Here is a 15,814-nt window from a genome sequence, read left to right as displayed (position 1 = left end):
CTATGGAAGCTCTTGAGACCTTCATTGTGGAATCACCTGTGCCGGAAGAAGGTGCAGCTTACAGGAGCATCATTTCGGATGTAATCTCAGAGCTTGTGCTGGGAGGAGCTATAGGGCGGATAAAGGTTGTTATCAGGCCCGAAGATTCCCTTTTTCAGATGGCTGTAGTCCTGAGAGGAAGCCAGAAACCCGTGAAGGTATCGGATTTTGCCGAAGTAGGATACGGAGCGCTGGAAAAGAACGAGGTCAAGATTATCATAGATGAAGAAAAATACCTTCCTGCGCTTCTGGAAAAACTCTGGGCAAGGTATAGCCGTGGAAATGTCATGCAGCCTGAAAGAAAGACCCTGCTGATAAGGCAGAACGAAGACTCTGAAAAGGAGATTGCTTTTCTGGAAGAGATGATAGTTGCTGATCCTAAACAAACTCTGCTTTCAAGACTGGTGGAAATGGCAATAAGGTCAACTCCTGAGGGCTTCAGGGTTCGTTATCATTCCATGAAAGAGAATCATTTCATTTTCGTTGCCAGTGAAGATACCCTGAAACCCGAATGGATAGAGGAAGGGCATAAAATTCTTGCGGAAATACTGGAGGAAAAATAATGGCTGCAGTGCTTGAACCGTATATCTATGAAGGTGGTATCCATAAGCACACACTGATAACCGAGCTTCTGGAAGACCTGGGAGGTTATCTTATCCAAAAGGTCCCGGCTGCAACTGAAGTTACACTGACTATGCTTATTCCCCGCGATGACGTTCATCTTATAGATGAGCTTGGAAAGAAGCTTTTAGGTAAGCTCACAAAGGCTCCGCTAACAGGCACGGAAATAGCCGTGGTGTCTCCTACCCTGGCTTCCCATCACCTGCCTCATTCCGCGTGTGATGTTGCAGAACATCTCCGCAGGGACGGTGCTAACACGAATATGATTGGCCTTGCCAGGGGAATGGGCAGAAGGGTTGCTCTTTCTGCAGATTATGAGCGGAAACTTATCAATGAACATGATATTGCAGTTTTTTCCTTCGGGACCTTCAGTGACTGTATCAAGAATAAGAAACCAAAACTTCTCGAAGGTGTGAAGATCCCCAAGGTTGTGACCGGAGGTCCTGATCTCAAAACAGAGGATGTAGCCAATGCCGACGTGTACGTTGGTAACATCGGAAGAGTTGCTCATCGCCTTCGCAAGTCCGATGAACTAAGTTCACTTGATATTATGAACCAGAAAGTTGGCGAGGTCGTAGAAGGTATGCGTGAGGAAATTGCGAAGGATCCTCTTGCAGTATTGCCGCCAAGGGTCATGAAAGAGATACATGAGCAGGTCCCTCAGATAGAAGACGTGCTCTCACCTGCTCCGATAACCCTGCAGCTTGACGGCCTTCGGGTAAAACTTCCATATGAGGAGTTCCATAAAAAGATAGAAGACCTTGAATTCGATGAAGGAATAAAGCTTTCTGATCTTGCACGGATAACTCCTTCTAAAATGAAAAATTATATATTGGTCAAAATCAAACGTGAGTCTGAAGTTGGTTTTGCCATTTAAGTAAAACCATCCTGCCCTATAGCAGACGAGGCTGTTCTAATGGAAATCGAAAAGATACGGAAAATCCTGGATCAGGAAACCGACGAAGCTGTGGAAGATATTCTCACAGATGTGGAAAAACGCTACGGTGAAATTCCCTATATCGTGAATTTCATGAAGGACATGCCGGAACTGTTCATCCCACGAATGATATACGAGAACAGTGTCATGCGTGAGTTTAAGCGCATGGACCCGAAAACAGTCGAACTGATATGCATAGCTGTTTCCTCTGCACTCAGGTGTGAATACTGTCTCAAAACTCATGTAAGGGTTGCCAAGAGACTTGGCGTATCAAAAGAAGAGATATTCGACTCCATCCTCATAGCATCCACAATTTCCAATGCTGCTGTTCTTGCAGAGGGTACGCGTTCCCTGGATTCTGAGTTCAGTGATCTTGGATCTAAAAAAGAATGCGGGGATCAGGCCTGCTCCGTTTGCAATATCGCTTCGGAACTTCCCGAGGAAGAATAATTTTTTAATATTCCTAATAGAAGGGTGTTCCTCCTATCAGGACGCCTGCAATGTAACCCAGGATTACGCCGCCGTTCAAAAATGGTAATCCTGCCTGTGGTTTTCCTCTCATTACCAGTACTGTCAGCGCAATAAATCCTACAATGGTGCCTATCATGGCTCCCAATGCCGGGATATTTATGAATCCTCCTATTCGGTATACATCGGTCAGGAAAACGTTTGCCGATACTACAAGTATGGTTGGCATTATAGCATCACCCAGACCCATGAAGAAAGCTTCCCGTTCCTCACCTTCGTTCTTTTTGAAAGAGTCCTCAATAAAGGAATATTTCATGTGTTTTGGCATCACAAACAGTATGGGTAAGCGCAGGTCCATTACTCCTTCGGCAAGGTCAATCATATGTTTTGTTTTGTATACGGCTATTGCATCGTATATTGCCAGGAGTGAAAGAAGAATTACTACGGGTATTATGGAAAGAGAAATACCAAATATGGCACTGGCTCCCGCACCGATAATAAGTCCGATAGTATTTATGACGTACCATTCCGGGAATTTATAGAGTAACAGCGTCAGTATCGCAGCAACGGCCATAGATATTGCGTTGTTGGCCAGAGCTGATAACCCGGTAAGTGATAGCAAGGCGAAGAACACATAATACATTGTAGAGGCCACTGCAAGCAGTATAGTAAGCTGTATGATCCACTGCATTCCTCTTTTTATGGCTATTAATAACAGAAATGTGAATATGAGTATGACAAATATGTAAATGATGGGGTTAGAAGTGTCATCAGGGTTTTCGAATGCCCTCATATCTTCAGCCACCATCGGGGCTGCCAGAAGCAGGGCAATTAACTGTACAATGATAATAATACCTGCCATTGCGAGCATTGGCTTGTATTCTTCAATACTTTTTTTCTCTGAACTCAATCAATGAACTCCCGTTATTACAAATATTTATATCTTTTACAAAGATGTTATAAGTATATATATCATATTATTCCAATTCCTACACGAATAGAAAATAATATAAGTACATAGGAAGCCCATATAATCAAAGAGGGAACAATAATGGAAAGCCGAGATATAATATTCTCAATCGTAATGGTAGTGTCTGCGTTTGTTCTGACTTATGAGTGGCTTGGAAGATTCAAATACAGTCCGGCAAATGCTCTGATCGTGCTATCTGCCATCGTTATGGTGGGATCTTTGGCTGCTATGATTCTTTCGGTCGATATGCGCCTTAGAAAAATAGACAGTATGCTTGAAGCAAAAGAACGTTCGTTGAGGATAAATATCCAGAGTGTTGAGGGCAATCTTGACAAGAAAATGGACGAGGTGCTTGTAAGGGTCGATGATGTTATGAACTCCCTGGAAAGAACCCGTTATAGATGAAGGCTGCCTTCTTTTTCCGTATTTATAGTTCCGAATTAATCCGAAAACCATATTAATAAGGTATTACGTACAGGAATTCAATGTTTTCCATTCTAACCAGAGGTGCGTAAATGCGCATTAATTTAGAACCGGTAGGAATAATTAAAAAGGCTGGGAAATGTTCTGAAATTCTGATTTACTCCGAGTTTGAACAGTTGATTAAGAATATCGCTACAAAACTGGGAAAAAATGAATCCTCAGAACAAAGTCTTCTCATTGTTCACAAGAACAATGACAACAGCGACATTCATCAGGTACAGATTACGAAGACAAATCTTATTGATCGGGTGGGGAACATCTTAAGAGTGGGGAAGATAGATGCTAACGATGATTCGGTCATCGATGTAAGACTGAGCGAATAAACCTTTTATTGATTTTAAAGCAAAGGAAGGTAATGAAATGGGTACTGATATAGGGGACCTTTTGAAAAAGAAGCCTGTAGAGCTCTCTGGATTATCTTCCAGAGTAATTGCCATAGATGCCTACAATACTCTCTACCAGTTTCTCAGCATTATACGTCAGAGGGATGGTACTCCCCTGAAAGATTCCAACGGAAATATCACTTCCCATCTTTCAGGAATACTATACCGGCTCACGAGTCTTATGGAAGCCGGAGTAAAGCCGGTATTTGTTTTTGACGGCAAGCCTCCTGAAATGAAATCCCGGACAATTGAAAAACGTGCTGAAATCCGCGAGAGTGCACGGATAAAATCGACTGAGGCCCGGGAAAAGGGGCATGCTGAAGAGGCGTACAAGTATGCTCAGGCTTCCTCAAAGGTTGATGCCACAATAGTCGGGGACTCAAAGAAACTACTTGGTGCAATGGGTATTCCTTTCGTGGATGCACCTTCTGAAGGTGAGGCCCAGGCGGCCTACATGGTCCGAAAAGGGGATGCAGACCTGATTGGCTCTCAGGATTATGATTCCTTGCTGTTTGGTGCTCCTTCTGTAGTAAGAAATCTGACAGTTTCAGGGAAAAGGAAACTTCCGGGGAAGAATATCTATGTTGATGTCAAACCCGAAATTATAAATCTGGATGAATCACTTGCCGAGCTTGGGATAAATCATGAGCAACTTATTGATATTGCTCTTTGTGTTGGTACTGACTACAACGATGGACTTGAGAGAATCGGCCCTAAAAAAGCCCTCAAACTTGTAAAGGAATATGGCAGCATTGAAAAAATACTCCTTGAAAAGGAAATGGATATCCCAGGGCTTGAATCCACAAAGGATTTTTTCACAAATCCACCGGTATCAGATGATTATGAACTGAAGTGGAGTAAACCCATAAATGAGGACGTAATTGAGTTCCTTTGCGAAGAACATGATTTTTCTAATGACAGGGTGGTAAAGGCTCTGGAACGCCTGGAAACTTCTTCTGGAGGCGGCCAGAGCACTCTGGATAAATGGTTCTGAGCCCGTATTTGAAAAGTGAAAATTCTGCTATTGAGCTTGGCTTTTATCTTACTGTTTTTTAGGGCATGGTGGATTGCAGATCAGAAAGCTTTTCATTTTTCTTTTCTGCATTCAATGTGAATACATGTCAATGTAAAAATACCTTTAAAAATCATTAGACTTGACCTATAGCTCCTTATTTATAAGGTCTTAATATTTACTAATATGGCTGGTTTATGGTTGAAAAGCTTATAATAGAAATGAATACTAAAATTATTACTTACGATCTCCAATGATACAATCAATCATTTTCCATTTCATTAACTTCAGTAACATGCCATTCCAACCCAAAAAAAGAAGAAGACTTCAGTTAGAAGTCTATCTCGATACTGGAGTATTTAACGACTCCTCCATCACCGTCGTAAGGTCCAAAGTCTGATTCAGCTCCACCATATCCGTACGTAGATACACTTGTCTCTACCACTAGATAAACAAGATATTCATGACCACCCTGTAAATTGATGTTAATACCTTTATTAAAGCTTGTATCTACCGGATAATATCCTGCGCCACCTGTTGACTTACTGTATACTACAGTATCATAAACTGTCCCAGTTGTTGTATCTTTCACTACTAAAGTAATTTCAGATTCACTTGCTCCACCTGCAGCTGCAAAGGTCATTCCCTCGTATTCTCCATTCATTTTAATGTTTGCGGATCTACTGCCACTACCTGGAATATAAAATGACTGGCCGACCCATGACCATGCTGATGCTCCTCCGATTCCAATGGGTGCGACCGTTGAACCAGCAAAGCTACTTTTTGTACTCAGAGAATAAGCACATCCATGATCAGTTGGGATGATTCCCCAAGATAACTTTCCACAATCTCCATCATCTGCGCTATAAAATGTTTTGTCCGTGCCCAATATAACGTATTCTGAAGAGCGGCTTACAGAGATACTTTCATCGTTGATTGCATTTTCTATAGAAGCTGCTATTTCTTTTTCCATTTCTTCTTCTAGCTTTTCTCGAATTTTTTCAGCTTCTTCTGTAGCCTTAGCTAAATCTGAAGTAGTCGGCACCTTAGAAGCTGCTATTTCTTCTTTTATACCAATGTCTGATATATTGTCTACTGTCTCAGCACCTGCAGTTGTCACAAACAACATACTTACTAAAATCATTCCTACAAGGAACATGTTCTTAAATCGATTTTTCATTATTTTCCTCATTTATTCTACTCCAAAAGCAAAGCTATGCTCATAGCTACAAATTACAAACCTAGTTTACTTTTGTGCAATGTGGGATTTTTTCATTAGACACTAATCTCTCATCCCACATTATACATAAATATAGTTTAATACATAAATAATTTATGTAAATTTTTTTTAAATTTTAGAAAGAAAAAAAATACAACAAATATATGACAAAAAAATTTACATTCCATCTTATAACTCCATTTTGTAGGTTTCCCTGTTTTAGTTTGATATCAAAGGAACTTCAATAGGATCAGCAAGTTCACTTATCCTCAGCAGTGATGTATTGCTATGTAAAACAATGTTAGTCTAGTTCAGTAACATTGTATGTTCAAAATTATAACTATAAAACAATCTGTTCTGAATATCAAAAATAATCGTTTCAAGATTATTTACCAGAGTCTCATGAACCTTGTATAGGGCTCTTTCACTGAATTTTGTCAAAATATCCAAACATATTTGGAAAAAATAATGCCAAAAAACTTTTAATTTCTTTCTTTTGAAGTGGTTGCAAAGGCTCTGGAACGCCTGGAATCTTCTTCCAGAGGCAGCCAGCAGACCTTTGACTAGTGGTTTTAACTTCGTGAAATCAGGGAATTGCCTGTCATCTCTTTCGGCTTTTCAATACCCAGTATATCGAGCATGGTGGGTGCTATATCAGCAAGTTTCCCGGGTTTTAGGGTTATATTCTCATCTTCATTAACTAGAATTAACTCTACAGGATCGCAAGTATGTGCTGTATGTGCCTCTCCGGTGGTATAGTCCACCATTTTTTCCGCATTTCCGTGGTCTGCAGTTATAAGTGCAGCTCCTCCCTCATCTATCAGGGCATCAATTGTTTTTCCTATACAATCGTCAACAACCTCAATAGCTTTTACAGTAGCATCAAAGATGCCGGAGTGTCCAACCATATCCATATTTGCAAAGTTGAGGATGATAACGTCGTATTTGCCGGATTTGATGTGACTGACAAGCTCGTCAGTTACTTCATAGGCACTCATTTCCGGTTTCAGGTCGTATGTCGATACCTTTGGGGATGGTACAAGGCATCTTTCTTCTCCTTTACTCTGCCTTTCTTCCCCCCCATTGAAAAAGAAGGTTACATGGGCGTATTTCTCGGTTTCAGCTATACGAAGCTGTTTCATGTTGGCTTTGCTGAGTACTTCTCCAAGAGTGTTACTTATGCGCTCAGGCGGGAACGCGATAGGTACGTCCAGCTCTTCATCATACTCGGTCATGCATACATAGAACACATCAGGTTTTGCCTTTCTCTCAAAGCCTTCAAAGTCCTTTTGTACAAAGGAATATGTCAACTGACGCGCCCTGTCCGGCCTGAAATTGAAGAATATTAACGAATCTCCTTCTTTCACTGTTGCAACAGGTTTTCCTTCTTCATCCACAACAACGGTAGGTTTGACGAATTCGTCATTTTCTTCCCTGTCATATGCCATCTTTATAGCTGTGACAGGGTCTCCTGCAATGAGTCCCTCTCCCAATGTGAGTGCATCATAGGCAAGCTCGGTTCGCTGCCAGCGCTTGTCACGGTCCATTGCGTAGTATCTTCCTGAAACCGTCGCCACCTGCCCGAACCCATTTTCTTTCATGAGTTCTTCCTGCTCTTTCATATCCTTCAGAGCTGCTCTTGGTGGCACATCTCTTCCGTCAAGGAATGCATGGATATACACGTTTTCAAGGCCTTCTCTTTTTCCCATCTCTACGAGTGCTCTCATGTGACTCATATGACTGTGTACGCCACCGTATGAGAACAATCCCATAACATGAAGTGATGAATTGCTCTTTTTAACATTGTTAATAGCCTGAAGAAGGACTGGATTTTCAAAAAAAGATCCGTCTTCTATTGCTTTGTTTATCCTGGTATAGTCCTGGTAAACTATCCTCCCGGCTCCAATGTTAAGGTGTCCGACTTCCGAGTTTCCCATCTGGCCTTCGGGAAGTCCTACAGAGTTGCCTGAAGCTCCAAGCAGGCAGGAAGGATACTTTTTAACAAGGTTGTCAAGTACCGGTGTTCTCGCAGCGAGAACCGCATTTCCAGTTTTTTCATCCGTGTAGCCCCATCCATCAAGTATCATCAGCAAAAGGGGCCTTTTGACCTGTGCCATATGATTGAAATGTCTTTAAAGGTTCATAAATGCGTTGTTATTTTCCTTGGATCTCAGGTTCCTTCAAAGTGAATATTCACTATTCCGGGAGAATATCATTATTCAGCAGCCGGAATTCCTTGTTTATCATTATAAGGGTGATCAGAAATGAAAGACTGTCTGAAAGAGGAAATGCCATCCAGATGCCAGTGAGCTGGAAAAAGTGAGGAAGTATAATTACTAAGGGTATAAGGAACAACAACTGCCTGCTCATTGATAATATGAATGAAGGTCTTGCCTTTCCGATAGCCTGGTAAAAGGAAGCTCCCACAATCTGGAAACCCACCAACGGTACTGCAATCACCATTATGCGAGTGGCATACTTGCCTGAATATATTAACTCCTGGTCACTGCTGAATACGCTAAACAGTTGTTCAGGGAACAGGAACAATAGAAGAAAACCTGCAATTGACATCGCTGTAGTTATTGCTATTGATAACCTGACAGATTGTTTCACACGGTCAAAGTTCTTTGCACCATAATTATATCCTACAATAGGTTGCAAACCCTGTATTACACCGAACATCGGCATGAAAGCGAACATGAACAGTCGGTTAATCACCCCAAAGATAGCAATGGCAATGTCTCCTCCGTAAACGGCAAGTGCGTTGTTCAGTACTATTACCATGAGGCTGCTGGATGCGTTCCTTGTAAGCGGGCTAAGGCCTATCGCGACTATTTCTTTTACAATACCGATGTTTAGTTTGAGATGTCTTGTGTGGAACCTCAAAATACTCTTTCCTGTCGCAAAGTAGTGAACAAGATAGAATGCTCCCACTGCCTGTGCAATGACTGTAGCGATTGCAGCACCCTTTATGCCCATATCAAGGGCGAAAATGAATAACGGGTCAAGTATTATATTGAGTCCGGCGGAAGCAATCATAGTATACATGGCTACTTTCGCATTGCCTTCAGCTCTCACCACGTTGTTCATTGCCAGCGCGTAGATGAAAAATACCGAACCGTAAAGGATTATGCTCAAGTAGTCCAGGGAGTATGGCAATATGGTATCTGTAGCCCCGAACAGTTTCAGCATAGGTACTATGAGGATACTTCCGATAATGGTAATCAGTATGCTCGATACCCCTATGAGGGAAAGGATATTTCCCATTGTGTTCTCAGCCTTTTCAATATTCTTTTCTCCCAAGGCGCGTGAGATTACGGATGATCCGCCGATACCTATTGCAAGGGCAATGGCCATCCCGATCATCATTATCGGGAAAGCTATGGAAATACCTGCGATTCCCTGTATGCTGTTTTCTCCCAGGGCCTGGCCTACAAAAATGGTGTCTACAAGATTGTAAAGAGCTTGCACCATCATGCCTATTGTTGCAGGTGCTGATAGTTTTAAAAGCAGTTTCCCTATACTCTCATCGGCCAGTAATTTACTATGCTCTTGCAAAACCTTCATCCTCGTTCTTAACCCAAAAATAGAATGTACATTAGAAGAGCAAAGCTATTTATTGTTTTCTTTGGCAAAGACCATGAATAAAAGTGACAGGCATATCTCTTTTTTCTATTAAGTTTCAGGTTAAGCCGCTCTTATTTGCGATAGCACCATGTTGAACAGTAGCAAGAGGTTACTCTCGAACAGCAGTATCTCACTGTTGTTCCTGTCACTTCTGGTAGCACTTAGTACTGCGAACTCAAGGTCCTTTTCGGCTTCAGCGCGTATTAGATTAAAGGGATCTCCATAGCCTTCTTTTCTATCTATAACAGCCTTGCAAATGTAAAAAGGGTCCAGATAGTTGTTGACCCAAAGGGATAGCTCTTTCTGATATTTCATGGAAAGTGGCATATTCCTTATTGTCTTCAATGCATACTCTCGGTTTTCCTCACAATACGCAATCCACTCAGGCATTTTATACTCTCCCACGTTTGATCCCGGACAGGATCTTAAACATACCCAATGTAAACATTGTTTTTGACAATAATAAATTTCTCGCTCTCATTATTTATATTTATCTAATTATTTAATTGGTTTTTTCTGCTCGATATTTATTTATCCGAAGATCAGCCACTTTTAAGCGGGGTATAATTCAAATTTCGGAGTTAGAAGATGCCAGAAAAGATTGAAAAGTCAGAAGAAGAGTGGAAACAGATTCTGTCAAGGGACAAATTCCTGGTTCTAAGAAAAAAAGGTACAGAACCGGCTTTTACCGGAAAATATCATAATCACAAGGAAAAGGGTACATACCTGTGTGGAGCATGTGGACAGGAACTCTTTAGTTCGGATGACAAGTTTGATTCAGGTACAGGCTGGCCAAGTTTTTCAAAACCTATTTCTGAGGATCGTGTAGTACGACAGGAAGATAACAGTTATTTTATGAAACGTACGGAAGTTTTGTGTAGCAGGTGTGGCAGCCATCTGGGACACGTGTTCGATGACGGTCCAAAACCTACAGGTGAGAGGTTCTGTATGAACTCGATATCGCTTGATTTCAAAAAAGAAGACTAAAAGATTGGATTAAACAGGATTTGAGGCAAGAAACCTCAAATTCATGTTACAGTTATGGTAAGTGTCATATCCGGAACATCTTTTATACTGAAAATGTAGGTTCCTTTTTCATCAAAAGCGTGGTTAAACATGTTTCCGAATTTCATTTCCTGTTCTTCGAAAAGATCATCATCGCTGACAAGTGTATAGACCTTTTGTTTATTTTGGTTTCTCCATACAATGATGTCTCCCTGCCCGATTTCCATTTCAGAGGGAACAAAACCGTAATATTCCATCCTGATAGCAAATTCTTTGGCTGTACTTTCAGTCGCTTGTTCTCCTGTAGTTTCTCCGGCAGATGCTTCTACAGTTTCCTTACTCTGGCTGTCCGTACATCCACTGACCAGCACACAGCCAAGCATCAATATTGTTATAAATATAATCCATTTTTTTGCCATAATTACCACCCTTTCGTATTGTTATGAATGACGTTAGTTTTTCCTGATGGATACTATACTTATTGAAATTGTTTTCAGGAAAAATATATACGGAATATCGTGAAATAAAGGCTATGGACACATCCTTTATATTTTTTATGTATCTGCTGCTGGTCAATATAGTTGCGTTTTCTCTCATGGGAATAGATAAAAGGAAAGCTAAAAAAAAAGAGCGCAGAATTCCTGAAAAGACTCTTTTTATATGGGCAATCATAGGTGGCAGTATCGGTTCGATAATAGGGATGTATTTTTTCCGCCACAAAACAAGGCATCCCACCTTTAAGATAGGGTTGCCCTTTATATTGCTGCTTCAGGTCTTGATCTTTATTCGGTTCCTGCTACCTCTTTTCATTATAATATAAGCCTGGCTTAGAATCCCAGACGCTCCATTTCCTTGAGGATTTTTGGAGTAAAGTCTGTGAAATTCTGTATGCCGCCTGTCCATGCAGCTATCATCATAGTATCTTTCACTTCTTCAGAGGTAGCCCCAAACTTTTTCAGTCTCTGTAGTATCTTAACTGCGCTCTCAGTTTTCAGGTTGGAGCATGCAATGGCAAAAACAAGCAGATGCTTATTCTTCTTAGAAAGTCCGTTTTCCCTGTCTGCCCAGACTGCACTGTAAAGTCCTGAAAGCCCTTCTGCAAAATCTTCGTTCAGCTCTTTCGCATAACGCACGGACCTTGGCTGGAATCCTTTAACGTTCTTTACTTCCTGTATATCGTCTGCCATAATTATCGATGATTATCTGGCAGGAAATGATTTAATATTTTCTTAACAGGCAATATGCATGGGTAAATTATTCCGGTTATCAAAGAAAGGTATCATCCTGTTCTCCGTAAGATTGTCTGTAACTTTAATGGTTGCAGGTCAAGGACTGATGATAAGTATAAGTTATTGAAGAACAGCATTTCTTTCTTTAGTACAAAAACAATAGAAAACCTTTAATGCCGGCTACTACTAAAGTTCCTGTATGTCTCTTGAAAGCTATGGGGTATTAAAGGGCATGCCCAAAGATTGGAGATACGGGGTGGGAAGAAGTCCGCATTTTCAGATACTTGTGCATGATGGTCAGATGGAACATCGTATTGCTATCAATGTCAAATCAAATATGCCGTCTTCGGAACTGCTGTATTTTTTAGATGAAAATTTCACTCATCCGATTTTATCCAAACTTGAGGGCCATGAAGCGGGCTTCCATTCCCTTGAGGATCATAATAACATGTCGCTGGATTATGTCCGTGGAGATCTTTTTGATCTTTCCTCTATTGAAGCACTCAATCATAATATTCCGAGTTCCGGGAACGATCTGAATGAAGTAATCAGGGACTATGTCAAAGTAGCTATTAAAACAAAGGGTACACTATATGCCTTCGGAAAAAGGTGGGGACCTGAAAATTATTTGCAGGACAGTTTTTTCGGTTTCAGGCCTGGCAGTGGTATCCATGATATTCACATGAATCAGGGCAATTCTAAAAAATGGAAAGACTCTGATGCGCCATATAATGACGGAGGATTGCTCATACACCTGCCTGAAGAGGGTCGGTGGGTGGCTTTATTCCTTGCTTTCCACTCCCAGTGTTTTGTGACAGATGAAGTAACAGGACATTGTAAGGAAGATATGTCCGGTAAAGAGACTGTTTCCGGGTCTTTAGAGCCTAAGAAATGCTTGATATCTGCGGGTACTATCAGGATTGTTGCTGCTCTTGCTGATCCTGCTGGTGATGACCCTGGCCTGGAAAGTATTACGCTGTTCAATGCCTCTCCTGAAGATGTCAACATTGATGACTGGACGATAGTGGATGGAAACAACAGGACTTCTCTACTTAAAGGAACGATCAGGGCAGGTGCCGGAGTAAAGGTCCACTTATCAGGTAAAGGAGCCCAGTTGTACAAAAAAGGTGGAAGTATCAGTCTTTTCGATGAAATGGGTGTTCTGATGCATGAAGTGGATTACGCTAAAGAGGATGTAAGAACTGGTTGGATGACTGTATTTTAGATCGATCCGTTTACTTTCTTTATTTTGGAAATCTTTTTCTGGTCATCGTTCGGAATGACTATTTGTTTTTTGGAAGTTTCTGAAAAGGGAATTTGGGTTTGATAATAATAAAATAGTTCGCTGCAGTCCGTATTATCCTGGATGGGAAAAGGAATTCTTTTATCGTTATATAAAGCATTTATTATCATTAATTAATATGACACATGCTTTTTTAAGCGATGGTTTAAAAATTCAAAGTGGCTAAAAAACACGCTTCCCAAAAAAGATAGCTCTTCTGTTGTGATTAATAATCGGTTGGGTTATATATTACGGAAGCATAGTTATCTTTGCGGGTCGTGGGGTTATGAGCCGCATTACTTGGGAGTGGAGTTAAAAAAGGGATATGGGGATATCCCAAATTCACAAGGAGAGAGGCACCGAAAGCGTGGTGGTTTGTCTGGTGCCTCATCTTACCTATATTTAAAGAAGTATATTCCCTTAAGTGTAGTTCCTACTATAAATATTAATCGTAGTATTTAAAGAAAATTCTACTATAAGATACATTGCTGTATTTTTTAAGTCATTTATGTCCTGATTTGTTTTTTAAACATCTTGCCTTTTATTGTAGAAAATCCAATATCGGGTGAGAGCTAAATCCGGTAAGTGAAAAAAGAATTCATTCCAGTAAAATTAGCGTATACTGGGATGGTATAGTATCATCCATTGGGAATTTCTTAAGAGGGATTCCTAAGTTCTCTAATGTTTTGTCCAGGCGTATTCCAAGGCCCATAATACATGGTCTTCGAATAGTGGGGTGGTGGCATGCTCCATTGGACCCGGCACAGTTAACCTCTGAATAATCGTTGTTAGCACACCATGTACACATGCCCGGGAAAGTAGCAAGAGCTGTATTGTATCCAAGTCCCCAGGCGAACTTCTCGAGTTCAATACTTCCTGGCTGTATTCTTTCTTTGCGCTCTTTGATGACTGTTTTTAATGTATCAGCATACTGTTGTTTTGTATTTTTGTCTTCAGGTGGAATTATGCTGTATTTTATAAAATTCTCACTTATTTCCTTGGAAAAGAGATTTTCAGATTTCCAGTCAACCAGTAATACCCATTCATATTCTCTGAGCATTTCCCTGAAATCTTCAACTTCCGGTATGAAAGGCGGACATACCTGGCTTCCGTAACCATTGCATCCGAATATGCATTTTAAAATTGTCCTGTTCTCGACTATTATGTCTCTGGCAGGTATTAGCTTTACACTATTTGCCCCGAGCTCTCTGGATTTTTTCTCCAGAAGTCTGTAGTTATCATCGCTAATAATCATATTTGAATGTACATGGACAACATTGATTTAGCTTTTGCTTTCTTTACTTTGGCAGACTTGATCAAAAAACATTTTACAGAGCCTCTGTTTTTGAGCAATGCAACCGAAAGTTCTCCACAGGCATAAAAGTATTTCAATCGAGCCACTTAATATCTAATGGGGTTTGTTATGAAAAGTGGGATAATCGTCCTTTTGATTCTTATGCTTGTATTTTCAGCTTTTGGTTGTGCAGAAACCCAGGAAGATAATGCTTCAGCTCCTGCCGAACCGACAGATGCAGACACTCCATCCGGGGACACCTCGTCTGTGCAATCAGAATTGCCGGAGCCAAACGGTACTGATGTATATACCTACATAACTGAAGAGAACAACTACAGAAACTGGGACTTGTGGCCTTTAAAGGAAGAAAAATATGCGAGCACCAGCATTCACGGTCCTCTGCTCACCACATATGTTTCGGAAAACACCGCTTCTGCTATCCAGGACAGGACCGGAACTTTGCCTTTTGGTAGTATTGCAGTGAGGGAAAGTTATGATTCTGACGGTGAGTTGGAGGAAATAGGTGTTCGGTATAAGGTTGAGGGCTACAATCCCGAACACAATGATTGGTTTTGGGCAGCTTATACTCCTGAAGGGGAAATAATAGCTGAAGGAAGGGTTGAAGCCTGTCAGGACTGCCATTCAGTGGAAGCAGATAATGATTACATTTACACAAGCTATATAATCGATACCCCTTTCAGGGAGATTGATGTGGAGATACGGGACTTCAGGTTTAATCCGCAATCTGTTACCATTGAAGTGGGAGATACGGTCAAATGGACCAACACTGATTCTGCAGTGCACATAGTAGACGGTGGTTTTTTCAGGTCTCCGGCTCTTTCACAGGGAGAATCTTACAGCTATACATTTACAGATCCAGGCACATATAATTACATTTGTTCCGTGCATCCATACCAGACATCAGGGCAGATTGTCGTAACGGGCTGATCTTTTCTTATCAGCCTTTTATTTCTGTGTACTTTTGGTGCCATTAAAGTAAACGTTTTTTTCTGCTACTGCTTAAAATACTCTTTTAAAATGTGCATACTTTTCTTCTCGTGGAAAAAGTGCAGAAAAACAAATCATAGTAAAAAAGGTGTGTGATTTAAGGAGTGGGGGTGGTTGGTTGGGTGGTATAAAAAATGATCTCACACACCTTTAGGCCCGTTAACGATGTAACCTTATATAAATATGGTCGTTTTAAAAAAATGATGCTAAATTCAGGAATTAGTCAGTTGATATTTC

Annotated in this window: 18 protein-coding genes; 10 read left to right on the top strand and 8 right to left on the bottom strand. The window is 40.9% G+C overall.

Features of this window, described 5'->3' with window-relative positions:
- Positions 1–2 precede the first annotated feature (2 nt).
- Genes V7O62_RS08270 through V7O62_RS08260 form a run of 3 tightly spaced genes read left to right on the top strand, consistent with a single transcriptional unit; the run spans position 3 to position 2,047 of the window.
- Positions 3–602: a methanogenesis marker 17 protein gene (locus tag V7O62_RS08270; protein WP_406655774.1), complete on the top strand. Its 600-nt coding sequence runs from the start codon at positions 3–5 to the stop codon at positions 600–602.
- Positions 602–1,537: a methanogenesis marker 7 protein gene (locus V7O62_RS08265; protein WP_406655773.1), complete on the top strand. Its 936-nt coding sequence runs from the start codon at positions 602–604 to the stop codon at positions 1,535–1,537. Before V7O62_RS08270 ends, V7O62_RS08265 begins: the two co-directional genes overlap by 1 nt.
- A gap of 39 nt (positions 1,538–1,576) precedes the next feature.
- Positions 1,577–2,047, top strand: a complete 471-nt coding sequence (locus tag V7O62_RS08260; protein WP_406655772.1) for a carboxymuconolactone decarboxylase family protein — start codon at positions 1,577–1,579, stop codon at positions 2,045–2,047.
- A gap of 13 nt (positions 2,048–2,060) precedes the next feature.
- Here the strand turns inward: V7O62_RS08260 and V7O62_RS08255 are convergent, their stop codons facing one another.
- On the bottom strand, positions 2,061–2,975 hold the full coding sequence (locus tag V7O62_RS08255; protein WP_406655771.1) for a presenilin family intramembrane aspartyl protease PSH: 915 nt from the start codon (positions 2,973–2,975) through the stop codon (positions 2,061–2,063).
- Between the two features lie 141 nt (positions 2,976–3,116).
- On the opposite strand from V7O62_RS08255, the gene V7O62_RS08250 reads away from it, so the two are divergent.
- The 3 genes from V7O62_RS08250 (at position 3,117) to fen (ending at position 4,895) form a co-directional block, all read left to right on the top strand.
- Entirely contained in the window at positions 3,117–3,440 is a 324-nt protein-coding gene (locus V7O62_RS08250; RefSeq protein WP_406655770.1) for a hypothetical protein, read from the top strand.
- 110 nt (positions 3,441–3,550) lie between these two features.
- A complete protein-coding gene (locus tag V7O62_RS08245; RefSeq protein WP_406655769.1) occupies positions 3,551–3,841 on the top strand; it encodes a hypothetical protein in 291 nt (96 codons plus the stop codon).
- A 37-nt stretch (positions 3,842–3,878) separates the two neighbouring features.
- Entirely contained in the window at positions 3,879–4,895 is a 1,017-nt protein-coding gene (fen, locus tag V7O62_RS08240; protein ID WP_406655768.1) for a flap endonuclease-1, read from the top strand.
- 349 nt (positions 4,896–5,244) lie between these two features.
- On the opposite strand, the gene V7O62_RS08235 is transcribed toward fen, so the two are convergent.
- The 4 genes from V7O62_RS08235 to V7O62_RS08220 all read right to left on the bottom strand — a co-directional run bounded on the left by V7O62_RS08235 (position 5,245) and on the right by V7O62_RS08220 (position 10,149).
- Positions 5,245–6,105, bottom strand: a complete 861-nt coding sequence (locus tag V7O62_RS08235) for a hypothetical protein (RefSeq protein ID WP_406655767.1) — start codon at positions 6,103–6,105, stop codon at positions 5,245–5,247.
- 599 nt (positions 6,106–6,704) lie between these two features.
- Positions 6,705–8,249, bottom strand: coding sequence for a 2,3-bisphosphoglycerate-independent phosphoglycerate mutase (gene gpmI, locus V7O62_RS08230; RefSeq protein ID WP_406655766.1), 1,545 nt, complete (start codon positions 8,247–8,249; stop codon positions 6,705–6,707).
- Between the two features lie 79 nt (positions 8,250–8,328).
- Complete coding sequence (locus V7O62_RS08225) at positions 8,329–9,690, bottom strand: MATE family efflux transporter (RefSeq protein ID WP_406655765.1); 1,362 nt, start codon at positions 9,688–9,690, stop codon at positions 8,329–8,331.
- 129 nt (positions 9,691–9,819) lie between these two features.
- Positions 9,820–10,149: a hypothetical protein gene (locus tag V7O62_RS08220; RefSeq protein WP_406655764.1), complete on the bottom strand. Its 330-nt coding sequence runs from the start codon at positions 10,147–10,149 to the stop codon at positions 9,820–9,822.
- Between the two features lie 198 nt (positions 10,150–10,347).
- Between V7O62_RS08220 and msrB the strand changes: the two genes are divergently transcribed.
- Positions 10,348–10,746: a peptide-methionine (R)-S-oxide reductase MsrB gene (gene msrB, locus V7O62_RS08215; RefSeq protein WP_406655763.1), complete on the top strand. Its 399-nt coding sequence runs from the start codon at positions 10,348–10,350 to the stop codon at positions 10,744–10,746.
- A 41-nt stretch (positions 10,747–10,787) separates the two neighbouring features.
- Here the strand turns inward: msrB and V7O62_RS08210 are convergent, their stop codons facing one another.
- Positions 10,788–11,183 carry a hypothetical protein gene (locus V7O62_RS08210; RefSeq protein ID WP_406655762.1) on the bottom strand — a complete coding sequence of 132 codons (396 nt, stop codon included), beginning with the start codon at positions 11,181–11,183 and terminating at the stop codon, positions 10,788–10,790.
- A 113-nt stretch (positions 11,184–11,296) separates the two neighbouring features.
- On the opposite strand from V7O62_RS08210, the gene V7O62_RS08205 reads away from it, so the two are divergent.
- A complete protein-coding gene (locus V7O62_RS08205) occupies positions 11,297–11,584 on the top strand; it encodes a DUF1294 domain-containing protein (protein WP_406655761.1) in 288 nt (95 codons plus the stop codon).
- 7 nt (positions 11,585–11,591) lie between these two features.
- Here V7O62_RS08205 and V7O62_RS08200 read toward each other — a convergent pair whose 3' ends face one another.
- Entirely contained in the window at positions 11,592–11,951 is a 360-nt protein-coding gene (locus V7O62_RS08200) for a carboxymuconolactone decarboxylase family protein (protein WP_406655760.1), read from the bottom strand.
- A 241-nt stretch (positions 11,952–12,192) separates the two neighbouring features.
- Here V7O62_RS08200 and V7O62_RS08195 point away from each other — a divergent pair, with 241 nt between their 5' ends.
- Positions 12,193–13,218 carry a DUF2278 family protein gene (locus V7O62_RS08195; protein ID WP_406655759.1) on the top strand — a complete coding sequence of 342 codons (1,026 nt, stop codon included), beginning with the start codon at positions 12,193–12,195 and terminating at the stop codon, positions 13,216–13,218.
- Positions 13,219–13,873: 655 nt separating this feature from the next.
- Here the strand turns inward: V7O62_RS08195 and V7O62_RS08190 are convergent.
- On the bottom strand, positions 13,874–14,530 hold the full coding sequence (locus V7O62_RS08190) for a DUF2284 domain-containing protein (protein WP_406655758.1): 657 nt from the start codon (positions 14,528–14,530) through the stop codon (positions 13,874–13,876).
- A 168-nt stretch (positions 14,531–14,698) separates the two neighbouring features.
- Here V7O62_RS08190 and V7O62_RS08185 point away from each other — a divergent pair, with 168 nt between their 5' ends.
- The gene (locus tag V7O62_RS08185; RefSeq protein ID WP_406655757.1) at positions 14,699–15,517 is read left to right on the top strand and encodes a plastocyanin/azurin family copper-binding protein; all 819 of its coding nucleotides are present in this window, start codon (positions 14,699–14,701) and stop codon (positions 15,515–15,517) included.
- Positions 15,518–15,814: the final 297 nt, after the last annotated feature.

It is taken from the genome of Methanolobus sp. ZRKC2, from assembly GCF_045291185.1.
Classification (GTDB): Archaea; Halobacteriota; Methanosarcinia; order Methanosarcinales; family Methanosarcinaceae; genus Methanolobus.
Note: the sequence above shows the minus strand (reverse complement) of the source record. Positions and strands in the feature narration are given on the sequence as shown.